Here is a 24630-nt window from a genome sequence, read left to right on the forward strand (position 1 = left end):
ACTAATCTAATAGACTGGCTTCAGATAATTTATTGGAGCTTTTTTTCTTTTTATTAGTAACCTCAAGATGAGCATATAAATCCACCTTCTTTTTTGGACGTATAAGCTTGGTGATATCTAATCCTAATACTGAGGCGATTTTTCGTTTCCAACCACCCGTAGGGAAAACCAACAGGCAAGATAGAACTACTAATCCGAGTGAAAAATTTACATTTAGGCTTGTAGTTAGAAATCCAACTCCTACTATTACCATGGCAGATGCATATAGATATAAAACGGTTCTTTTTTGCCCACATCCCATTTTAAGTAATGCATGGTGAATATGATCAGAGTCTGCACTAAATGGAGATTCACCCTTTTTTATTCTTCTCATAAAAACTCTAAGTGTATCATATAACGGTAAGGCTAAGAAAGAGATTACTAGAGGTGCTGCTGAACCAGAAAAATAAGTATTAAATCCTTCGACTGTATTTAATGAAAGTGTATGTATAGCTAAAAATGAAAGAGCGAAACCGATAATCAATGATCCAGTGTCTCCCATAAATATATTAGCAGGGTGAAAATTATGGAATAGATAACCCACCAATGTTATTGCTAATAAAATACTCATTACCGCAAGAGGCACATACCCAGAAACAAAAAACACTATGGAAAAACATATAGCTGCTAATGCTCCTACTCCACCCGCTAATCCATCTATACCATCAATTAAGTTATAGGCGTTAATTACCACAATAGCTGTAAAAAGTGAAATTGGAACACTTAACCAAAATGGAATCTCATTGATTCCAAACACTCCACCAAAACTACTAATTAAAGCTCCCCCACCAAACATTATTGCAGCAATGGCAATACATTCTACGAGAAGTTTTTTATTGGGTGATAGTCCAACCAAGTCATCTTTAAGTCCGCAGAAAAACAAGGCGGTTATAGCTCCAATAAAATACGCTAAGCCATTTATTGAATCCGCAAAACCACTAAATGAAAAAGATAATAGAAATGCTATAAATATTGCGATTCCGCCTAAGGTTGGTATATAATCAGTATGAAGTTTACGCTCTCCATCCGGTTTGTCGTATAGTTCTTTTAAATAAGCGACCTTTATAAGAACTGGAACGGTAGCGTACACAATAAGAAAAGCGCTAATAGCTGCACCTATAAGCTGTAACATAGATCCGCCGGTGATTAAATAAAACATAGTCTCCCTCTTTAGAGGCATGAATATAAGAATATTATCTAAAAGCTCTAACGGAAGAATTTTAATTAAGCTTTCCAAACTTTTTCATGCTTACCTTTAAATACATTTCGAGTATCCACTATGAGTGACGACCAATCAAATAGTGCCTCATAATCAACATTATTATGATCTGTAGAAATTACTACAATATCGTACTCTCTAATTATTTCCTCTGACCAATTGATTGATTTCGTCCCTGTCCATTCAGCATGTTCTCTAGTCGGTGAAATAACTGGAATATATGGGTCAAAGTAATCAACGTCTGCACCTAAATTTTTATATAAATCTAGCAATTTAAAAGTTGGAGACTCACGCATATCATCTACATTAGGCTTATAAGCTAATCCGAGTAATAAAACTTTACTTCCATTCAATGCTTTTTTCTGAGAGTTCAATGCTAAGATACTTCTATCTACTACATATTGAGGCATTGCTGTATTAATTTCCCCAGCTAGTTCAATAAATCTAGTATTCTGTTCAAACTCACGTGCTTTCCATGTTAAATAGAATGGATCTATTGGTATACAATGTCCACCTAATCCTGGACCAGGTGTAAATTTCATAAACCCAAACGGTTTGGTATCTGCAGCATCTAGCACTTCATGAACATCGATGTTCATTTTCTCAAATACTACTTTGAGCTCATTGACTAATGCTATATTTATAGACCTGAATACATTTTCTGTAATTTTAACAGCTTCTGCTGTCTTCGTATCTGTAACAGGAACTGTTTTAATGATAGATGTATCATATAGTGCTAATGCAATTTTTAATGCATCATCACCATGCCCACCAACTACTTTAGGAATTTTAGCCGTATTAAAGTTAGGGTTACCTGGATCTTCTCTCTCTGGGCTATAAGCAACATAAAAATCTTCTCCAGCCTTTAATCCACTTTTTTCTAAAATAGGAATCATAACCTCCTCAGTTGTACCAGGATAGGTCGTCGACTCTAATATAACTAATTGTCCTGATTGTAAATGATTACTTATTACTTTGGTAGTTTCTACAACGTAACTCATATCAGGCTCTCTATGGTGATCTAGAGGAGTTGGAACGCACATTATAATTGCATCAACTTCTTTTAGTTCATCAAAATTAGTAGTTGACGAGCACCTATCCGATTTTGCAAGTATCCCCATCATTTCTTCACCTAAATGTTTGATATAAGATATACCATGCTCTAAACAGTGAATTTTATGCTCATCTATATCAAAACCCTTTACTGTTAATCCATTTTGATGAAATGTCCACATAAGTGGCAAGCCTACATAACCTAAACCAACAATCCCAACTTTATACGATCTCTTTTCAATCTTATTTAATTGCTCAATTACACTCATTCTATTGACTATTTATTAATAAATCCATCATTTTCTTAGCCATAACTTTTCTATCAAAATCTGATGCAAGCGTAGCTGTATTTTTTTCAAGCTTCGAATATAAGGCAGAATTAGTTAGTAGTCGATTTAATTTATGTGCAAAATCAACAGCATTCTCAGGCTCAAAACATAACCCCACTTCATACTCATCAATAAGCTTTTTAGCTTCACCTTCAACCCCCAATAGTATCGGCTTATTCATTGCGCAAGTTTCATAAATTTTAGAAGGAATTACTGTTTTAAATGTATCAGATTTTTTAAGGGGAATTAAAGAAACATCCACAATTGATAAATATTTTGGAATTTCTTCTTTAGGTATAGGATCATGAAAAACTATGTTTTTCAATTCATATTTTTTTGCCAACGACATTACTTTTTCTTTTTCAGCTCCATCACCAATAAATAGAAAATTAGCGTAATCTAGATTTTCACTATTTATAGATTCAATAATGAAATCTAAACCGTGTGCCATTCCGTGAGTCCCGATATACCCAACAACAGGCCTATCATCAAATCCTATATCTTTTTTAAGCCCTTTGCATCGAACACTAGTATCAAACAATTCTAAATTGGCCCCATTTTGTATTACATGAATTTTTGCAGGATCAATCGCCCTTTTTATAAGATTTTCTTTAAATGCATCTGTATTGGGGATCACGATTGTTGCTTTTTTGTAAAGAAACAGCTCAATTCGTTCGAGAAAGTCGTACAACTTACCTTTTCCCATTGCACCAACTGATACAATAGATTCTGGCCAAAGATCTCTCAACTCAAAAACCCAAGGCCTTCTTTTTAGGATACTCAAAGTATAACCACACCAAGTAGTAAAAAATTGAGGCGAAGTAGCTACAATTATATCTGCTTTTTCAAATAAACCATGTAATGTGGCCATAAATGCAAAACTCAAATAATCTAATGTGCGTTTTACAAAACCGGCGTTTGTTGTTATATAACTCCAAACCCTAATCACTTTTATACCATCAACAACCTCGGTTTCACGAAATTTATTTTTATACCCTTTATATACTTTTCCTTGCGGGAAATTTGGAGCACATGTTATAATTGTTACATCTAAACCTAATTTTACCCACTCCTTTGCATGCTCATAGGTTCGAGTTGCAGGGGCGTTGACTTCTGGGGGGAAATTATCCGTAATAAATAAAATTTTATTCATAAAACTCACATGTCAAATCATCTTCAAAATTTATACATACTTTTTTTGAAGTAGTTCTTAGATTAAATCCTTCACAAAACTGGTAGTCTTCCATATTTAATTTAATATTCTTCCCCTCTAATAAAATTTTTACTATATCATTTAATACTATCTCTGTTCCTTTAATACTTATAGTTGTATCAGGATGAAAATGTATATATGAGGTCCCCGTTTTATTTTTTCCAATACTATCACAAATTTTGATTGTGTTATTAATAGTCTCCCATGACCTTTTATGAATTACACCAAATCTAGCATAACCATCATTACTAGCTAAAATCTTATTTTCTGCATCTATATTAATTGTAGTTTTTGCTCTTTTTCCCACTCGAAAACCACCCCAAATATCACTTTGATTGGTATCTCTAATTACTACTGTATTATGAAAAGCGGTACTTCTCTCAATTCTCCTCTGATTATTTTTTTCATAAGTAGATATACCGCAATCTACTATCATTGGTTCGCCTTGGTAATACATAACATATGATAAAGCATCTGCGTGTGCGTGCCCTGGTTGATAGGTAGGAGCAATATTCCCCACATCTGCAATAAGTTCAAAATTATCAGACACTAATTTTCTATAGCCTGAATCTGATAGAGTTATTTTACTTGGAGTAAAACCTTGTTGTTTTGCATACTCCATTATAATGGTAGGCGAAAGAGCTTGACCGCTTACACTATCGTTAAACATTGGTATATCTCCATTACCAAACATTAATGTATACAGCCAATTCACCATTTTTTGAATTACACTTTTTAACTTCTGTTCAACATCCTGAAGTTTATGCTCATTATTCCGTAGTAAATTATAGCTGTCTAAAGCTCGTTGTAAGATAATTAAATGATACATGGGCGAGAGTTCGAAATGTGCCCCATCCTCCAGTATCTGTTCCTCTAACTCAGCCATAAGTATTTTTCTAGCAAGCTTTATCAATTTTTTGTCTTGAAAAAAAACAGCACCAAAAAGCAACGAAAACCCGTTTTCAAGTAAATGATTCCCTAACAAATGATACTCTATTTTTTTAGTGAGCACTTGGTACTGAGCATAAATCGAATTAACTACATCTATAGGGTATTTATCTTCGACTGCAAGAAATTTGATCCAATTAATTGTTCGAAGGGAAATTGGATAGGGATCTAATCCTTCTGAACGAGAATGAGGCTGATCATTGAAATCATCAATCAATTGCTTCCCGGTTTTCCAATCCATTTCAGGTTGATGCAGGAAATCAAAATAATTCAGATGATAGGCCCAAAGTTTTCCATAATCTGAATAATTCCAATCGATCTTACTTTTAAACATTTGATTTAGATTCAAAAATTGGAACTGATTTTTGCCTAGGTAATGAACGTATTGCTCAGGAAACGAGCAAAGCTGTATTTTCTGATACTTTGGTGCCTTAATTCCATCAGGATACTGCGTAGGGAAAAATTTATTTTTAAGCCTATACCATACTTGATATCGTATTTGAATAAACTTTAGCTCTTTTAGAGTAAAATAGTACCTTAATAGTTTGTGTATCACATTTCAATTATTTTTCTGCAACAATCATGCAAACAAAGTTAATAATTGATTTACAATTCTAGTTGACGTTTTTCCATCCCATAGTTCTGGAATACTTCCACTTTTCCAGTTTCCTGAAAATAATTTCTCCATGGCAGGTTTAATTGCTTTCGGATTTACTCCTAATAACTCGTTCGTTCCTAGAGTAACTGTTTCTGGCCTTTCAGTACTATCTCTTAAAGTCATACATGGGATTCCCATTACCGTAGTTTCTTCTGTAATTCCACCAGAATCTGTGATAACTGCCAGAGAATTCTCTACTAAATAATTGAATTCTAGGTAACCTAAGGGCTCGACCATATGTAGTCGATCATAACTAATTCCAAGATTTTTTAAAATCTTTGCCGTTCGAGGATGAACAGGAAATACCAGTGGTATATCTTGAGTATTATTCATGATTTCATCCATCAACGACTTCAGAATTTCTTCTTCATCTACATTCGAAGGACGATGAAGTGTCATTACTATATATTTACCTTTTTCAAGACCAACTTCATTCCATACCGAAGGTTTCTGAAACCTTGGCCGGTGCTTTAGTAATGTATCAATCATTACATTCCCTACGAAGAAAATACGCTCATCTTCCACACCGCTATTTTTCAAGTTGGAATTTGCCACATCTGAAGTGGTGAAAAAATAATTAGTCACTGCGTCCGTAGCCAACCGATTAATTTCCTCAGGCATCTTCCAATCACCCGATCGAATTCCTGCTTCCACATGAGCTACAGGAATATGCATTTTTTGTGCTGTAATTGCACAGGCCATAGTAGAGGTTACATCCCCCACAACTAAGCATAGATCAGACGGTTTATCCATAAGCAATTTCTCATATCCAATCATAATGGATGCAGTTTGCTCAGCCTGAGTACCGCCTCCGGCACCAAGATTTTCGTTGGGTGCAGGAATACCGAGTTGTTCAAAAAAGGAACCACTCATATTTTTATCATAATGTTGACCAGTATGGATTAATCTGAAACTGATCTTAACATCCTTTTTTTGTTCTTCCTTAATGGCATCTATAATCGGAGCAATCTTCATAAAGTTTGGTCTAGCTCCAGCTATTAAATCTATTAACATGTTATACTTTTTTGGTTTCATTAGTGAGTAATGAATCTATTGCAGCAAAAGATGCCTTTGTAGTATTCACAATCTCATCAAAAGGTATTATTGGTGCCAGTCCTTTTTCCCATTGTTCTATTAACAAATTAAACTGATTAAAATGACCTTTATCCTGTTTAGTTTTAAGTAATTTAGAACTCAGTCCCTTAGAGTACCCATAACCATCAAGTCGTCGGAAGTTATCTAAAATGAGGTTCTTATTTTGATAATAAACCTCAACCCTTTCTTTAGAATATGACTTATGACCATTGGCAAAGTAATTTATTACTCCTAGTGAGCCATTTTCATACTTTAAATGAATAGAGGCATTGTCAGTATTTATTTTTGGATCAACACCCAAAGCCTTCATATTAACTTCTACTATTTTTGACCCCGTTAAACAAGTTATCAAGTCTATATAATGACAAGCTTCACCAATAATTCTTCCCCCACCAGAATTCATATCATGTACCCATACTTCTGGAGGAATAAATCCTGCATTCATTGTTGCGATTACATTCATTGGACCCGGCTCATTACCTAAGAGTTTTTTCATCTTTAAGATATGAGGCGAAAATCGTCTATTGAATCCAACTATTACAGATTTGTTGTTTTTTTCTACTGCAGAAATGATCTCGTTAAGTTCATCTGATTTTAATGCCAATGGTTTTTCAACAAAAACATCTTTCCCCGCATTTAATGCCTGAATGGTCATTCCAGCGTGTAAATTATGCTGAGTTGTAATAACAACATGATTCACCTCACTATCTGCTAAAACCTCATCAAACGATGTTGAACTAATAGGTACATTATATTTTTTTGCAAGAGATGTAGATGATAGGCCTCCAGAACTTAAAACATATTTAATGTCTGCATTTGTATTTTTCAATGCAGGCATTATCATAGCTTGTGTAAAATTTCCAGCACCTATTACAGCGATTTTACCTGAAGATTTTTCTGTATTAGTTAAAGAGACTTTTACAGACCGATTAATCTCTACACTTTCAACTGGATATTGTAATATTGAGGCAATCGAACCTTTTGCATTCATATCACCATAAATTGATAAATAGTCTTCTAATACTACTTCTTCAGTAATAAGAGACTTTACATCAAGATTTCCATTTTCAATTGCCTCAAGAATAGCCTGAAAATTTCTATTTTCTGTCCATCGAACAAATGGAAGCGGATAATCATGCCCACTTTGCTCATAATTAGAATCATACCTGCCTGGGCCATAAGAACAACTTACTTGAAAGGTGAGCTCTTTTTCATAAAAATCAGCCCTTTCTATATTTAATCCAATTACACCCACCAATACAATACGGCCTCGCTTACGAGACATATTCGCAGCTTGCTTAATGATCTGATTTGATGGAGCAGAAGCAGTGATTATTACTCCATCACAACCAATTTGACCTGTAAGTTCATTTACCGAATTTACAGGGTCAGAATTTAAAGGGTTCAATGCTTCAACTCCATAGCTTTTGGCTCTATCAACTTTATCCTGATCAAGATCTATACCAATAACATTACAGCCATTAGCTTTTAACAATTGAACAGTTATAAGTCCTATCAAACCCAATCCAATTACTACAATGGTTTCACCGAATGTAGGCCTTACTAATCTAACCCCTTGTAAACCAATAGCTCCAACAACTGTAAAAGAGGCTTCATCAAAACTAACATTATCAGGAATTTTTGCTACTAAGTTCTTAGGAACGGCCACAAACTCGGCATGATTACCATTAGAAACAACTCTATCACCAACTTTGAATTCTGTTACTCCATTTCCTACTTCAACAACAGTTCCTGCCTGACTGTATCCCAATGGTAGTGGAGTTCCTAATTTTCTAAAAACGGCTTCCACTGTGGGTTGAATTCCATCCGTTTTCATTTTATTGATAACATCTTTAACACGATCAGGCTGTTGACGTGCTTTATCAATTAAATTTGCTTGACCAAAATTGACTAGCATTTTCTCTGTACCAAGAGAAACTAAACTACGGTGAGTTTTTATTAGTACCTTACCAGAGCCTACACGAGGGACCGGTACTTCTTCTAAAATCGTGTCACCGGATTTGAGGTCTTGAATGATTTGTTTCATTTATAAATTTCTTGATAGTTCAATTTCTTTTTCTGTGACTTGATTATTTACCATTTCTGTGATGTATAACATAAGCTCAGTGGATGCTATAACTTCACTTAGATCTCTGTTATCTTCCTCAAAAGGTTGCATTACTGAACGTTTATGACCTACATCTTTTGGCCAATATCTCTTTTTATACAAATTTTCCTCATCCCAAATAGTAAGTTTTCTGAAGTCATCAATCTTTGCAATTATTGTATCATATTGAAAATTAATTGTCTCATTAATCCCTTCAAATGGCTCAGATCGCGCAGTAATGGTAATGGATGTTAAATCTCCCTCGAGAGTTGTTATTGAAATAGTAATATTATCATCTGGTTCTTCATTATTGGAATAGGCAATTTGTACCTTATAATTTTTAGGAATATATCCTCTCCAATTATACATATTAATCATTAAATCTAACCAGTGGCCCACATTGCCGCATATCCTAGTACCTTCTTCCTTGTTTCGATACCAATGATTTCCCGGTATGTCATGAGCTGAAACAAAACAATTTATAGAAAATTTTTCTTTATTATTTTGTTTACCCAAAACCTGATTTTTTATTGTCTGTACAGCTGATGAGTAAGGTCTATTATAACCTGCGTAAAATTTACCTTTGCTGCACTTAATGCTTTGAATTAACGCATCAAACTGAGAAAAATTTACTGATATTGGTTTTTCACAATAGACATTGATGTCTTTGTTTAAATAATTTATTGCATATTCAGTATGTGAAAAATGATTTGATGCGATATAAACAATTTTAGGATTATAGCTATAAATTTGGCTTTTAGTTAAAACTGTATTTTTTACCCTATAGACATAGCTTAAAGTATTAGTTTTGTTTTCATCAATATCAAAACAAAATAGTAACCGGTTTACAAATGATCTTGAAAGAAAAAATGCTATGGTAGAAAATTGAAATTGACCGCATCCAATTAAACCTATATCAGGTTTATTTAAAAAATAAAAGGATCTAAAATACTTTGTTCTTAATCTCCCGACTAATTTATAAAATGTGCGTGTAGCTCCATATATACCAGTATATCTAATTAATTTTTTTAAATATATAAGATTTGATTTCATTCAAAAAACTCATTTATTAGATAATTTACTTTGTTAATTGCTGAAATATCTCTCTCTTCTGTTCAATAGTCGGATAATTAATTAACACTGCCCTGAATTTGCCTCTAAATACAAAAAGACTTCCTGCAGCAACACCAATAATGCCAAATTCATTTATTAGTTCTTTAATGTCATTATAAGAACCTGCTCCACCAATAATTGTTAAAGGTAAATTAGTATTCTCTCTAATTTTCCTTACCAGATCTAAATCATAACCAGACATAGTTCCTTCCTTATCAATTGAATTTATCACAAGCTCACCAACACCTATATCTTTTAAACCTGCAACAAATTTAAAAATATCAATATTGGATTTCTTTTCTCCATTACAAGTTCTTAAATGGTATCCAGAGAATGTTGATTTTTTCACATCAAGAACTGCTACAACGCTTTGACTTCCTACTTCTTCAGATACTTCAGACAGTATTTCAGGGCTTTCTAGTGTTAGAGATCCAAAAGCAACTTTTTCAACACCTAGATCAAATATTCGGCTTGCCTGATCTTTATTCTTAATGCCCCCCCCATAACAAAGCGGCATACGACATTCAGATGCAATTTTCTCGATTAATCCATAATTAGGTTCCTTACCTTTTACTGTGGCATCGATATCTAGGACCATGATCTCATCCACATACTTTTCATTGAATATCCTTACAACATTTATCGGATCACCAATATATTTTGGATCTTTAAAGCGTGTGGTTTTATATACACCTTCATTATGAATTAGAAGAGTAGGTATAATTCTTGGGTTAAGCATTCTAAATATTTGAATAATTTTTTAACAATTGAATCCCATTATCATGGCTTTTCTCAGGATGAAATTGTACTCCGTAAATGTTATTTGTATTAACTGCACAACAAAATTTATCTCCATAAACCACACTTGCCATACAATTTGAATTTACTTTGTTTTCAAAGTAATAGGAGTGTAAAAAATAAAAGCGCGCTTCTTCAGGAATATTATGAAACAGAGGGTCTTCAATTTTATTAATTGAGTTCCAACCCATATGAGGCAAATGGGTCTTTTGATTTAATTTATTTACATCTAATTTTTTTACCTCTCCTTCAATCCAGCCTAAACCCGGGGAATTTCCTTCTTCACTAGAATGAGCTAACATTTGCATTCCTACACAAATGCCTAAAACATCCTTCTTTTTGTTAATGATTTCAACTTCTAATGTGGGGAGTAAACCTGATGCACGCAATTTGTTCATTGCATGGTCAAAAGAGCCTACACCAGGTAATATGTATTTTTTAATTTCACTATTTATATCACATACGGAATTCACTCTAATACAAGAAATTCCAAGCCTTTTATAAATATTCTCAAATGCTTTGATATTACCGACTCCATAATCTATAATACCGATCATCTAAATAGCCTTTTTTCTTTACCTACCAATGATAAAACCTTTGTTCCAAGGTTTATTATCCACTTTTTATTCTTGTAATCTTTATAAGTCTTTTTGGGTAGATTAAAATAACCTTCTAGCTCTTGAGTAGTTATATTCAGTTTATTTGCTACGTATTCAAATTCATTTTTTAATGTTTTTTCATCAAGTTCGGGCTTTGAAATTCTTTCCAAAGCAGCTTCTCTGCTCATCTGACCGGTAAGAATTAATGAAGAAAAATGAGCTCTCCTTTTCTCATAACCAAAGCGTCTTGGAAGCCAATAATCTTCATAAAACCTAGTAAATCTTGACTCATGATGTTTATGTTGAAAACGTTCCCATCCGAATTTTGATTCTAAAAAGTCTTCAGCTTCTTTTTTATAGAAAGGAACCAAATCTAAAGGCTTTACAACTTCCATTCCTAATAAACCCATATAGAAAACTCGATACCTTATGATATCTACCAATGGATAAGTATTAAGCTTTTTTCCTCCAAATTTTTGGTATATGTCTTTAAATAATGTTGAATCTACACCTGGGCCGTATCCTCCCCACTCCATAGGTTCTCTACAACATTCAGTAGAGATATTCGAACCGGTTAATATATAATTTATATTATTTTTCCATGCAAACTTGTACATAGATGAGAAAAAGGCATAATCTTGAGGTAAATCCTGATCAGATATCCCTGATTTAAAGAAAGCAAGTTGTACATCGCGCATTTCTGACCAATCTATAACATCTGTGAAGAGCTCGAGATTCAGGCCGTTAAGTAATTTTTCGATATTGCTAACTGCTTGTTGAGTATTCCATCCTGCATCAACATGATATACCAATGGATTCAAACCCATTATCTCTTTTGCAACATAAACAGTATATGAACTATCCAAGCTTCCGCTTAAACCAATGATACAGTCGAATTCTTTATTCTTACGATTCTTCTTTATTCTATCAGCTATCACTTCTAACTTGTTTAGACCTTCTTTATTTGGCAACCAAGAAGGCTCTATAACTTCTTTAAAATGATGATAATAGTCACACACACCATTTTCATCAAATTTGATATTAGGATCAGAAGTATCCATAATAGTTTTAGTACATATCTGATATTTTCGACTACTCATAAATCAATTTTTATAATTATTTTTCTTAATAATAAGACTCCAAATAATGTAAAAATGCCATTATTTATTATGCTTACTGGCGATCCGTTTACAAATATGGACAAATAGAAAAATATATAACCATAGGTTAAGCAACGTACTACAGTTCTCTATTTAGTTAACATTCTTTTGTATAAATAAGCGTATAAGAATCCTTTGATACTATATACAACAAAGATACCAATAAGTCCTCCATTATAATATGTAGAACCAAGGAATGTTGGTGGAGCTATGCCCCTGTCAGTCCCATAAATTAGCTTAAATATAAAATAAGAAATAGCATTACCTCTCACACCTGGCAAAATACCTAAAGTAGTATTCCACCAATCTGAGAACCAAACTATTTCATGGGTGTAAAATACCTAAAACCTACAATACCTCCCAATGGATTATTTATAAACATTCATTTATAATTCCAGACAAAGATGAATCTATTTTAATTGAACTAAACGTATTTGATAGTTTTCAATAATCGATATTTATTTTTTTCACGAATTTTTGTCCGAAAAACACCAATAAGCAAAGCAATTACTATAAATAAATTGCGTGCAGAATAGATTACATGACTCTTAGAATATTCCATTATCATGTATATAAAACATAAATATAGACCTAAAATCACCACTCTACTTAAATAATTTTTTGTTTTTTTGAGTATCCTGATGGGTTGATATAAAATAATCGCCCAAATCATAAAAGCAATAATTCCTCCATCATATAATATTTGCAAAATGAAATTATGAGGATGGTACGGGTTGGGCAAATCATTACCTAATCCCCAACCTACAATTGGATGTACGGCAATCTCTTGAATAGTATCCTCCCAAATCAAGATACGGGTGAATGTCGATACATCATCTTTAACATTGACAAAATTAAATTCGAATAAACGATTTAATCCTGATTCAATATTAAATAAATTATATATACCAGTTAATCCACCTACAACAAACAGTGCGATTAAAATCAATTTACCTTTATTAAATTCATTATTGTAAATAAATATTATATAATAAACAGGGACAAGCAGTGAAAAAATAACCGCACCTCTTGAATTCGATAAAAATATCCCAAACAATATAACTACAATCAAAATAGCTTTAGTTTTTGAAATTCTTTTTGCTGCAAAAGCAGGAACTAGTATTAAAAATGATAAAGATAAATTATAACCGAGAGCTAGATAATCAACAATATTGAAAAAATTTCGATAATCTCCACTAATTATCGAGCCTACAATTAGTAAGATAGAAACAATAAACCCATTTAACAGCAAGCCTTTTATTAGGCCATTAATAAAGTAATCATGATTATTTATTAATGTAATAAGACCAATAATAATTGATGAATTTAGCATAATAAACATTTCAACATTTAATGAACCAAAAATCAAAAAATGGAAATAATAATAAGTAGGAAGTGAAAGACTTGAGAAAATGAAAATTAAATCTAATTTATTTGGTTTTTTTAATTTTACTGAAAAAAATGTTATTAAAATATATATTGAGCCAACTATAGCTAGTATAGTTACGCTTTTTATTTTTGTAAACCTTTCAATGGTACTCGAATACATTAAAATTGACAGAACTAAACCATTTAAATAGTAAAGATATTTCATATGTTACCAACCTGAAAGAATACCATAAAAACCTTTTCTAAGACCAAAAAAGAAGGGATTGATCGTAGAAATCATTCTAAGCTTTTCTATAAAGGCTAACTTAGAAAACAAAATTTTCAAAAACTTTCCATTTTCATAATATGCGTTGCATTTGATTCTCTCTTTTATCATTTCTTTTCCAGATTCGCTCAATTGCTCACTAAAATTCTCATAAAATATTTCAAATGCATACCACCTTTTTAATAACCTTTCTTTATAATCGTAAACACTCATATTCAGGTTATACGTATTACCTTCATGAACTCTCCAAAAGCAACAGATTACATCAGAATGAATAATTTGTATTTGATTTAAGTGCGAAAATGCTATTTCTAACCAAGTATCTTCGTTAGGAAGTTCTTCCGGAACAGGAAAAAGTAATTCTACAAGTTTCTCATTCATTAAAGGAGATTGTCCACTTGGATTTCCTTTACCTTTTCTTTTAGGTACAACTTTTCCATCAAATTTCGGATCTTCTGAAAATGTTTTAATTTTATACAGCCCTGTTCCAGGAGTGTTCTCATTTAATCTTTTGGCAACTTTTAATCTATTTAAAAGACTACCTTCAGGCATTATATCGTCACCTGCAAATAAACACTTATACTTTCCCTCTGCTAGCAAAACACCGAGGTTAAAGGCAGATACTTTACCCTTCGAAGTATTTTTTATATATCTTATATTTTCATGATTATTCTCATATGATTTGATAATTTCTGCAGTACTATCTGTAGAATTATCGTCGACAACTAAGACTTCGAAATCTAATCCTGTTTGACTTAATATGCTTTCCAAGGTTTCAGAAACATATTTCTCTTCGTTGTAAACAGCTAGTACAACTGATACATCTTTCATAGCTTTTCTAAAATTGGTTCTAATTTCTCGATTTCATCCCTAAATGGACTTTCTTTCCATTTACCTATATTCTTTTTTGATATATGGGGCTTGAATCTCGACTGCCTCTTTTCATTGCTTATATCTATTCCCAAAAACTTCTTCACCCTTTTTACTTCATCTTCATAATTTCCGATTAATTCTTCAAAGCTTAGCCAATGCACATAACTCATTTTAGAAAGTTGAATTTTTTGGGCTAATAACAGCTCTCTTATGCCAATAATAAATTCAGAGGCTTTCAAATGTTTGGATTCTAGCTCTAGACCATTTGCCTCAACGTCCAAAGCTATTTTTGTATTGACCATTCTTTTTAATTCATTTCTTATTTCTATGTATTGATCTTTCCAATTTCGATCTACGACTAGAACTTTTGCTCTTGGCATGAATCTATTAAATGAATTTATATATGCTGGAGCAATCATTTGGTCAAATACCAACTTGAATCCATCTTTCCCATTTTTACTTGTATAATACTCAGCAATTGTATTAAATATTTCTTCGAGAATTTCTCGGATTTTTGATTCTGAGATAGACTTTTTATTTGATAAAACATCCTCCAAATAAACCGATAGCTTCTCACAAGATTGTGAATAAGCTTTTCCAAATCTTTTTCCAAAACCTGCTCTCCTGACTACCAGAGATTTGGGATATAAGTTTAATTTGTCAAGTCCATACCTTAAAGTTGAATATACTTTTGGAACTTCACTTTTATTAAACTTAGTAAAACGATAAATATCATTTTCCAAACGTGATCGGTGTTGCTCTAGGTTGCCTGATTCAAGTACTTTGTCAAGAGTATCAAAGAATTGACCATGAGTAAATAAAGTGAACTCTGTTGGAACAATTATGCAATCATCACTTTCCTTTATTAAATCAATAAGTGCTCCTGATCCTGTCCAAAAGCCCCCTGAAACTGATATTATTTCAAATGATATTTTAGGCATAGTGTCTATCTAGTGTGTTAAGCTCTACAAACGATTTATAGCATCTAAAAATAATCCAGGTTAATACTGCTAACACAAAAGTAATGAATAGAAACATTAAAATACTGCCATCAAAAAATTGATTTACATTTGATTTATATAATTCAATTATTGAAAAAATTATTAACCCAATAGCAATCTCAGGAAGAATTTTTTTCAAGCTCATTTTCACTTTTACACCTGCATGAAATAGCAGCAATATTCCAAAATAGAAATAAGAAAAGGCAGTAGTGAATGAATACAACATAATTGCTAAAAGAGAATCTTGATATAAATAACCCATATATAATGATATCAATGTAAATATTAACATACTAATCTGGAAGTATAAGCCAAGTTCTTGCTTTTCTAACACTGCTAGTAATGTTAGGATAGGAACAAATATAAAAACTGCTATTGACTGTACGATAAGAGCTTGAAAATATCTCCCACCTCCGGACCATTCATCTCCAAAAAGTAAACCGAATAATTCAGGGCCAAAAGCCGCGACAAAAACCAGAGGAATTACTGACATTTTGATAAGCAAATCAAAAACTTTAATCGAAAGATTACCCAGATCATCACTTGTAGTAAGTTTAGAAGCAATGGACATGAAAGATTTGCCCGTTCCCTCAGATATCAACCCAACTGGAGAGTTAGCTACTCGGTTAGCCATTAAATAAAAACCGGCTATCGCAGGACTAAACAGGCTCGCAATTATAACCATTGGTAGTTGCTTGGAGAGAACATTTGCTAGATCTGCCCACACAGTAAATAAAGGAAATCTTTTATACCTATATAAAACGTACTTGATATGTTTAGCTCTTATCAGCTTGAGCAAAACTATATTCCTTTTAATTGATTGCTTAGCTATTACTATTAACCCTAATAATAGTCCCAAACCATATCCTAAACTTAACCCCATAAAATTATTAAAAAAAAAGTATCCTGTTGAACTTTGATAACCTACCATTATTGAGTCTTGAGTCATTCTTGCATAAGCAATTTTAGACGGCTTATTTATTCTCAGATTCCAAAAAACAAATACTTTTATAGTGCCTGCTAAAAAAATTAAACATGGGATTAACCAAGAAAAAGTTATCAATTCTTTTCCATTGGGTAATTGAACTAAGAAATCTTGAAATATCAGGATCAAAAAGAACAAAGAAAGTGATATAGAGCTAACAAAAACAATAGAAATCAACAGTAAACTCATTGCGAGAATGTCATTCTCTGGAAGAATAATAGCTAGTTCATATCTTAGCGCAGAGATTAATGCAAAAGAAGCTACAACAGAAAGCAACAGGCCAAAGATTCCAAATTCTTCGGGCGAGTATATCCTTGTTAGAAAAGGTGAAGTAGCCACAACAAGCAACTGCCCTATAAACGTACCAAATGATAAAGTTAAAGCCCCTTTAACAAAACCACCTAAATTCAGCTTATTGAGTATGTAAGCTTTTGTGAATTTTATCATTTGAAAAAATCACAGATTTTCTCTGCTACATATTTAATTTGCTCTTCTTGTAATTCAGGGTATAAAGGTAAAGAAAGTATTTCGTTTTGAGCTTCGAACGAGTTCGAAAAATCTTTCTCCGAAAATCCTAAATGGTTGTATGCCGGAAGTAAAGGCAATATTGTTGGATAATGTACTGATGTCTGAATTCCGTTCTCATTTAGAAAATCTGCAAGCTTATCTCTCTTTTCCGCTCTAATTACATATAGATGAAAAGAATGCTTTGTGTTAGGCCTGATTTTCGGAATCCGGATTTCTTCAATATCCCTTAGATGGAGGTCGTATTTTGAAGCATTATTGATACGATCGTCAGTCCATTTCAGTATGTGCTTGAGCTTCACATTTAAGACAGCAGCTTGTATTCCATCAAGACGGCTATTGATACCTTCCATCTTATGTTCATGTTTTACTAATGCACCATGTCTGGCATACATTCTGCACTTTTCAGCTAATTCATCATCATTCGTTATAATAGCACCTGCATCTCCGTATGCCCCAAGATTCTTGCCCGGGTAGAAACTGAATGAACCTGCTATACCTATCAACCCTGCTCTTTGATTATTGAATTCAGAAAAATGAGACTGTGCACAATCTTCGATCACAAATAAATTGTGTTTTTTTGCTATAGCCATAATATGATCCATATCACACATTTGACCATATAAATGAACAGGCATTATCGCTTTAGTATTCTCATTAATAAGCGATTCCAGCTTATCCGGATCCATTGTATAATACTCCGGTTCAATGTCAACAAATACCGGATTAGCTCCTGCCTGAGAAATAGTCTCTGAAGATGATATCCAACTATTAGCAGGAGTAATTACTTCATCACCATTCCCTATGCCCAGCATCTTCATGATGATGTACAAAGAATCAGTTCCGTTTCCGACTGAAATACAGTGTTTTACTCCGTATTTCTTAGAAAAATTTTCTTCAAATTCTGACACCTCATTTCCGCCAATAAACGCTGTGTTAGAAATAATTCTATTTATAGCATTATCCATTTCAGGTTTAATGGATTCGTATTGGGATTTAAGATCAACAAATGGGATTTTCATATTATTTAAGTTTTCTTGCCGGATTACCGACATATACTCCTTCACTATTTATATTTTTCGTAACTACTGCACCGGCTCCTATCACTACATTATCACAAATAGTAACAGGCAATATTGTAGCATTGCTTCCAATACTGACATTATTTCCAATATTTGTTTTCTTCCACTTTTCTTTATCGCCTCTTGCGGGGCCTCCTCCGCTAAAAACATCGTTTATGAACATAACCCCATGCCCAATAAAACAATCCTCTCCAATAGTCACCAGCTCGCATACGAAACTGTGCGATTGTATTCGACAACGAGCACCTATTGTCACATCTTTTTGAATTTCAACAAACGGCCCGATAAAGCAATTATCTCCAATTATACAACCGTACAAATTAGTTGGCTCAACAAGAGTTACTTCTGAGCCAAACTCAACATTTTTTATCCCGGTTTTTAACTTCTTAGGTTCCATATCATTTATTTTGATGCAGCTTCATAAATCTTGTCAATAATCTCAACGGTTTTCAGACCTTCAAACGAATTGGTTGATATAGAACCCCCGTTTTGTAAGACATCTACAACGTTCTTGTATACCTCGTCATGATTAGACATGGATCCCTGATAGTGTCCGTAATTATTCGCTTTATTTCCCTCAGGTAAGTCCTCAAATTTAAAGTCCTTGATATTCTGGTATTCTAACTCATTGAGATACTGGCCACCTATTTTTACTGTACCTTTTTCGCCAAATATAGTTAATGAACCTTCCATATTCCCACCATAACTATTTACGGTATAGTTTATCGCTCCAATAGCCCCATTATAAAATTCAAGTGTCACAACTCCACTATCTTCAAACTCGATGATATTTTGATGATGAAAATTTCTAGTAATAGCTTGAGCACTTTTAACATCTCCAATCATCCAATACAACAAATCAATAAAGTGGCTAAATTGAGTAAATAAAGTACCCCCATCCAAATCCTTACTTCCCTTCCAAGAATTTGTGTAGTAATCTTCATTTCTATTCCAGAAACAACTTAACTGGATGCTGTATATTTTTCCAAATACTCCTTCATCGATTGCTTTTTTTACTGCTGATACGGGTGGATTGAATCTATTTTGTTTTATGGCAAAAAGCCTTTTGTTATTTTTTTCTGCTGCCTGAATCATTAAACCACAATCATGAACATTAATTGCCATTGGTTTTTCACATAAAACATGAAAACCTGCATTAAGTGCCTTAATGGAATGCTCAGCATGAAGCCCGTTTGGAGAACAAATCGATACCACATCAACATTCTTTTCATTTTTTAAAAGATCATCAATATCTTTATAAGAAGAAGCAGCATATTCTTTACCCAGCGATTCTGCTTTTTCGGGTATTATATCACAAACAGCTTCAAGCTTTGCAAAATTTGAAATATGCTCTGCATGTCTTTGTGCAATTCTACCGCAACCAATTATTGCAAATCTAATTTTACTCATAACGCTTTCTTTAAAATTTCAAGTAACATATTCTTATCTAGTTTAATTGGGTGATTTTGCAATCTCTCAACGTTAACACTCTTAACCAGATCATCTAAATCTTCTTCATCATGTAAACCAATCTCCTTAAGTCTTAGCTTTAATCCAAGACTTTCCACCAACCCATAAAATCTATTTTTCGCTAATTCCACATCATTAGTTCCAAATTTTTGAACTAACTGATTCATATATTTATCAAGCTCAATATTTTCCTGAACCAATGCCAATTTTTTGTTCAATACAAAAAAATGACCTAAAGTTACTGCTACTGCATGCCCATGAGGTATTTGATATTTAGATGTTAACCCATAAGACATAGCATGTGGAGCTGTTGTTTTAGATATATTTATAGCCTTTCCTGCTAAATTAGACCCTTTTGCCATCTTAAGCCTAGAATCAGGACATGGATTATGAACCGCATTTTTAATATTATCTAAAATTAGATCAATCGCCTCTAATGAATATTTTTTACTCAGTTCTGTTGTGCCATTTGCCCAACCTGATTCTATGGCTTGGCTTAAGGCATCGAGACCAGAAACTGCTGTCTGATATGGTGACATTGAATAGGTGAGTGTAGGATCAATTATTGAGTAATCTGGTAATATATCAGAGTGTGCTACAGAATATTTTATTGATTGGATATAAGCCACTGCAAAATGAGTAGCTTCGCTACCTGAACCCGACGTTGTTGGAATAGCAACAATAGGAGCTAATTTATTTAATTGTAAATAATCTCCTTTTATCATATTTGTAGCTTCGTCGGCCTTATCTGGAAGTACGGATATAATTTTTGCTGTGTCAATTACACTGCCCCCGCCTACTGCAATTATCAGATCTGGATCAAAATCATTTATTAGTGAAGCACCTTCCAGTAAATCCTCAATTTTAGGGTTCTCTTCGAATCCAAAATATCTAAAGGTATTAATACCCTTTAATGTTGTATCAATAATACTCTCAGCGCCAGATTGTCTATACGATTTACCACCCGTAACAACAAATACTTTTGAAGGAGAATGATTAGCAATAACTGACTTCAGATTATCTAAAGCTCCGTTTCCAAAGTATTCAGTTTGCATAGTTAAGAATTTAGAAGCTTCATCAAGGCTTTTTTATTCTCTTCAGGAGTTGATGTAGGTCGACCCAAATCTTTTCTTGCTCCTTTCTTTATACAAACTTCCAGTAGAACAGGACCATCTTCCTTTAGGAATCTTTCCAAGCTTGATTTCAAACTATCTGAATCCTTAGCTTTAAAGACTTTTTTATATCCATTCGCTAATGCTATTTCAGAAATAGAAATCTCAAATCCAACTGTAGGTTGACCACCTACAGAATCGTGAGCGCCATTATTCAGAACAATATGTCGAAAGTTTTTTGCTCCTGATTGTCCAGTAATGCTTAAACCTCCCATATGCATAATCACAGAACCATCTCCATCAATACAGAACACATTTCGATCAGTATGAAGAGCTATACCAAGTGCAATTTGTGAGCAATGCCCCATTGATCCTACCGTTAAAAAGTCGTTCTGATTTCCAAAATTTTGAGATACCCTAAACTCAAAAACTTCTCTGGATGGCTTTCCAGTTGTAGAAACGACGATGTCGTCAATTTCTAATTGTTCAAGAACTTGCTGAATCGCGGACTCTCTTGACAACATATAATCTGAAGCAACGCTGGATTTTAACTGATAAGGCTCAAAAGTATTTTTACGCACTACAATAGCAACAGGTGTACTTAAGTTAACAGTTTTAGATATAGCTTTTTTTACAAATTGAGATACATCTGAAGTACTTTCATCTAGTACCATGTAGGGTATTTCCATACAGTCTAAAAGATCATTCTGAACTCTGCCCTGTTTTTTATGTTGAGGTTCATCATGTACACCAGGCTCTCCTCTCCAGCCTATCATTATCAACATCGGTATTCCATATACCTCTTTATCTGCAAGTGATAATATTGGGTTTACAATATTTCCCAAACCCGAGTTTTGAAGATAAACTAATGGTACTTTACTTGTTGCCATATGGTAACCACTTGCTAATGCAATTGCACCACCTTCATTCGCCGTAATAATATGTTCTTTGGAGCTTGTGTTATCTGTAAGGAACGCACAAAAATCTTTGAGAAGTGAGTCAGGAACCCCGCAATAAAATTCAATTCCAGATTTTTTTAATGCTTCAAATAACAACTCATTCTTCACCATTATTTCCCTCCGGGAATTAATGTTAGTATGTCTTTAATAGACATCAAATTCTCTCTAGCTTCATAAGCTCTTTTATAAGTCAGGATTTTCTTAGCAGTATCAACCATTGCAGGATAAGCACTTCTTAATAATTGATTTGCATAAATCACGACATTTACCCCTGCTTCTGCAAGCTCATCTTCATACACAGAATCATAAGACGATGGTACTGCTACTAAAGGTACTTTACGGTCAAATTTTTTGTATTCTTTACAAAAATCTAGAATTTCATTTGGCGAACTTTCCTTTGAGTGAATCATTACAGCATCGACACCTGCATTTATATAAGCTTTTGCTCTTTTAATCGCATCCTCTTGCCCCTGTTTTAAGATAAGGCTTTCAATTCTTGAAATAATCATGAAATCTTGCCCTACTTGTGCATTTTTTCCTGCTTTAATTTTTTCACAAAATCCTTCAATTGAATCTTGTTGCTGCGGGACTTCTGTTCCAAATAGTGAATTCTTTTTAAGTCCCACTTTGTCTTCAATTATTATAGCAGAAACACCCAGTCTTTCCAGTGTTCTAACTGTGAAAACGAAATGTTCGATTTTACCTCCAGTGTCACCATCGAAAATTATCGGCTTTGTGGTGACTTCAACGAGATCATTGATGTTTTCTGTTCTTGCAGTTATATCAACAGCTTCAATATCCGGTTTACCTTTACTAGTTGAATCTGTAAGTGAGCTTGCCCACATACCGTCAAATTCCCTTGATTCACCGTTAATCTCAACTTTAAGGTTTTCTACTATTAATCCCGTTAATCCTGAGTGTGCTTCAATAATCCTAACTGGTTTCTTTGCCGCAATTAATCTTCTAAGTCGCTTAACTCTTTGATCTGGTGTTATACCTATTTCTTTTAAAGCTTGATTTAACTGAGTTGAAGATATTCCATTTGTATATGGAACTTCGACTAACTCTCCCCCCCATACTTTCAATGTGTCAATTACTTGTTGTCTTGTTTCTTTCTGAATTCCCTCTTTCCAATCGTCACCATGTACAACATAATCTGGTTTAATTTTTTTCAGATTTGGTCTATAATCGAGCGTATTTTGAGGAATTACTTCTAATACTCCTTTTATATTCTCCACAACTCGTTTACGATACTCATATTCCATATGAGGTAATCTCTTATAACTTGCAATTGCTTCATCAGTCAGCAAACCAACAACAACATCACCTAACTTTTTAGCTTGTTCAATAATATTTAGGTGTCCTGGGTGAACCAAGTCAGCACTCATGCCAACATAAACTTTCTTATTCATTCTACTTGTTTTTGATCGTTATAATTAATATCCAAAAGGCGCCTAACACCGTTCCAAGAACCATAAATGATGATATAATAATCAGTGACTTAGGGCTGCTTTTTTCCACAGGAACACTAACGGGCTGTAGAACTTTGAACATAGGGGTTTCTTCTTGCACTTTCAGTTTCGCTTCTTCATACTGTTGAGTGAGTGTATTGTACAAATCAAATGCGAGATTGTATTCTGAATTCAAATTCTGCTGTTCGATTTGTGCTCGTGCTGATAGACTTCCTTGATTACTATCTACAAACTCTGCTAAGGCCAATTGTGCTTCCTCAAACCTTTCTTCAGCTTTATTCAATTGTTCTTTTATAAATCCTAAATCTCTTTGTACTTTTTCAATCCTGTATTCTGTGAGATAAGTAGTCAATTCTTGAATAGTAAATTGAGCTACTTCTGCGGCTAATTCTGGGTTTGGCATCGTTGCACTTACGGAAATAATGCCTGACTCATCATTTAGGCTTGCTCCCGTTTTACTCCTCAGAAACTCAATAAATCCAACTTCATTTTTCGTTAAACTTAAAATAAACGATGAATCAATATTAGCCTCTGATTTATCAACTAATTTTTCTTCACCAAATAAAGACTCGATTAATTTTCCTGGCAAACCTATTGTATACTCTTTTACTGTAGGTAGAAGGCCAGGTTCTCTAATTTCTGTATAATAATCTATTAATGGTGCTGAAGTATCATAATCGTTATAGTAGAACACCTGATTCGCCAGACTATATTGAAATGTTAAACTATTTACGATTTCAGGATATAGCTCCACTCGAATGGCATTGCTGTTAGAACTATAACTTCCCCCACTTAACCCAAGTAAGCCTCCGTATTGTTTAAGTAAACCAGAAGCACTTCCTCCGCCTTCGGTACTATACTCAGGCATCAAGGTTGCGTAAGCTTTGTATTCTTTTGGACTTAAAAGGGCTACCAAAATTCCAAGCACAAACCCTACGGCTAAGAACTTATAGATAGTGGTTCGGTTATCCCACAGCGTCTTTGCTAGTTCTATTAAATCAATCTCATCTTCACTATCGATTTCATGATACTGATCAGCGGGTACCAGTCGGTATTCCTGAATTGGAAAATCCGTTGGATTATTTGGTGTCTTCGGTGGTTTTGAATCGTCTGTACTCAATGTTCCCTTGTTTTAAGCTGAATAATAGGGATTTATTCAATCCCCA

Annotated in this window: 21 protein-coding genes; all 21 read right to left on the reverse strand. The window is 33.6% G+C overall.

Annotated elements, in window-relative coordinates; genetic code table 11:
• Position 1: 1 nt before the first annotated feature.
• Complete coding sequence (locus B155_RS12995; protein ID WP_018127106.1) at positions 2 to 1276, reverse strand: MraY family glycosyltransferase; 1275 nt, start codon at positions 1274 to 1276, stop codon at positions 2 to 4.
• Entirely contained in the window at positions 1264 to 2580 is a 1317-nt protein-coding gene (locus tag B155_RS0104785; RefSeq protein WP_018127107.1) for a nucleotide sugar dehydrogenase, read from the reverse strand. Before B155_RS0104785 ends, B155_RS12995 begins: the two co-directional genes overlap by 13 nt.
• Before the next feature lies 1 nt (position 2581).
• A complete protein-coding gene (locus B155_RS0104790; protein WP_018127108.1) occupies positions 2582 to 3793 on the reverse strand; it encodes a glycosyltransferase family 4 protein in 1212 nt (403 codons plus the stop codon).
• Complete coding sequence (locus tag B155_RS0104795; protein ID WP_157464728.1) at positions 3786 to 5150, reverse strand: heparinase II/III family protein; 1365 nt, start codon at positions 5148 to 5150, stop codon at positions 3786 to 3788. The genes B155_RS0104790 and B155_RS0104795 overlap by 8 nt, the downstream gene beginning before the upstream one ends.
• Before the next feature lie 231 nt (positions 5151 to 5381).
• The gene (gene wecB, locus B155_RS0104800) at positions 5382 to 6494 is read right to left on the reverse strand and encodes a non-hydrolyzing UDP-N-acetylglucosamine 2-epimerase (RefSeq protein WP_018127110.1); all 1113 of its coding nucleotides are present in this window, start codon (positions 6492 to 6494) and stop codon (positions 5382 to 5384) included.
• A complete protein-coding gene (locus B155_RS0104805; RefSeq protein WP_018127111.1) occupies positions 6475 to 8601 on the reverse strand; it encodes a bi-domain-containing oxidoreductase in 2127 nt (708 codons plus the stop codon). Before B155_RS0104805 ends, wecB begins: the two co-directional genes overlap by 20 nt.
• The gene (locus B155_RS0104810) at positions 8602 to 9714 is read right to left on the reverse strand and encodes a Gfo/Idh/MocA family oxidoreductase (RefSeq protein WP_018127112.1); all 1113 of its coding nucleotides are present in this window, start codon (positions 9712 to 9714) and stop codon (positions 8602 to 8604) included.
• Between the two features lie 25 nt (positions 9715 to 9739).
• Positions 9740 to 10513: an AglZ/HisF2 family acetamidino modification protein gene (locus B155_RS0104815; protein ID WP_018127113.1), complete on the reverse strand. Its 774-nt coding sequence runs from the start codon at positions 10511 to 10513 to the stop codon at positions 9740 to 9742.
• A 1-nt stretch (position 10514) separates the two neighbouring features.
• Positions 10515 to 11129 (reverse strand): imidazole glycerol phosphate synthase subunit HisH, encoded by a 615-nt coding sequence (hisH, locus tag B155_RS0104820; RefSeq protein WP_018127114.1) that lies wholly within the window; start codon positions 11127 to 11129, stop codon positions 10515 to 10517.
• Positions 11126 to 12271 carry an N-acetyl sugar amidotransferase gene (locus tag B155_RS0104825; protein WP_026167201.1) on the reverse strand — a complete coding sequence of 382 codons (1146 nt, stop codon included), beginning with the start codon at positions 12269 to 12271 and terminating at the stop codon, positions 11126 to 11128. Before B155_RS0104825 ends, hisH begins: the two co-directional genes overlap by 4 nt.
• Before the next feature lie 484 nt (positions 12272 to 12755).
• Entirely contained in the window at positions 12756 to 13925 is a 1170-nt protein-coding gene (locus B155_RS0104835) for an O-antigen ligase family protein (protein ID WP_083902102.1), read from the reverse strand.
• Between the two features lie 3 nt (positions 13926 to 13928).
• Positions 13929 to 14816 carry a glycosyltransferase family 2 protein gene (locus B155_RS0104840; protein WP_018127117.1) on the reverse strand — a complete coding sequence of 296 codons (888 nt, stop codon included), beginning with the start codon at positions 14814 to 14816 and terminating at the stop codon, positions 13929 to 13931.
• The gene (locus B155_RS0104845; RefSeq protein WP_018127118.1) at positions 14813 to 15799 is read right to left on the reverse strand and encodes a hypothetical protein; all 987 of its coding nucleotides are present in this window, start codon (positions 15797 to 15799) and stop codon (positions 14813 to 14815) included. Before B155_RS0104845 ends, B155_RS0104840 begins: the two co-directional genes overlap by 4 nt.
• Positions 15792 to 17291, reverse strand: a complete 1500-nt coding sequence (locus B155_RS0104850) for a lipopolysaccharide biosynthesis protein (protein WP_018127119.1) — start codon at positions 17289 to 17291, stop codon at positions 15792 to 15794. The genes B155_RS0104845 and B155_RS0104850 overlap by 8 nt, the downstream gene beginning before the upstream one ends.
• Positions 17288 to 18391: a DegT/DnrJ/EryC1/StrS family aminotransferase gene (locus tag B155_RS0104855; protein ID WP_018127120.1), complete on the reverse strand. Its 1104-nt coding sequence runs from the start codon at positions 18389 to 18391 to the stop codon at positions 17288 to 17290. The genes B155_RS0104850 and B155_RS0104855 overlap by 4 nt, the downstream gene beginning before the upstream one ends.
• 1 nt (position 18392) lies before the next feature.
• On the reverse strand, positions 18393 to 18848 hold the full coding sequence (locus tag B155_RS0104860) for an acyltransferase (RefSeq protein WP_018127121.1): 456 nt from the start codon (positions 18846 to 18848) through the stop codon (positions 18393 to 18395).
• Positions 18849 to 18853: 5 nt separating this feature from the next.
• Positions 18854 to 19861, reverse strand: coding sequence for a Gfo/Idh/MocA family protein (locus tag B155_RS0104865; RefSeq protein WP_018127122.1), 1008 nt, complete (start codon positions 19859 to 19861; stop codon positions 18854 to 18856).
• Positions 19858 to 20976 carry a phosphonoacetaldehyde reductase gene (locus B155_RS13000; RefSeq protein ID WP_018127123.1) on the reverse strand — a complete coding sequence of 373 codons (1119 nt, stop codon included), beginning with the start codon at positions 20974 to 20976 and terminating at the stop codon, positions 19858 to 19860. Before B155_RS13000 ends, B155_RS0104865 begins: the two co-directional genes overlap by 4 nt.
• A 2-nt stretch (positions 20977 to 20978) precedes the next feature.
• On the reverse strand, positions 20979 to 22103 hold the full coding sequence (gene aepY / locus B155_RS0104875) for a phosphonopyruvate decarboxylase (RefSeq protein WP_018127124.1): 1125 nt from the start codon (positions 22101 to 22103) through the stop codon (positions 20979 to 20981).
• The gene (aepX, locus tag B155_RS0104880) at positions 22103 to 23404 is read right to left on the reverse strand and encodes a phosphoenolpyruvate mutase (protein WP_018127125.1); all 1302 of its coding nucleotides are present in this window, start codon (positions 23402 to 23404) and stop codon (positions 22103 to 22105) included. Before aepX ends, aepY begins: the two co-directional genes overlap by 1 nt.
• Position 23405: 1 nt before the next feature.
• Positions 23406 to 24584 carry a Wzz/FepE/Etk N-terminal domain-containing protein gene (locus B155_RS0104885; protein ID WP_018127126.1) on the reverse strand — a complete coding sequence of 393 codons (1179 nt, stop codon included), beginning with the start codon at positions 24582 to 24584 and terminating at the stop codon, positions 23406 to 23408.
• Positions 24585 to 24630: the final 46 nt, after the last annotated feature.

Source organism: Balneola vulgaris DSM 17893, from assembly GCF_000375465.1.
Lineage (GTDB): Bacteria > Bacteroidota > Rhodothermia > Balneolales > Balneolaceae > Balneola > Balneola vulgaris.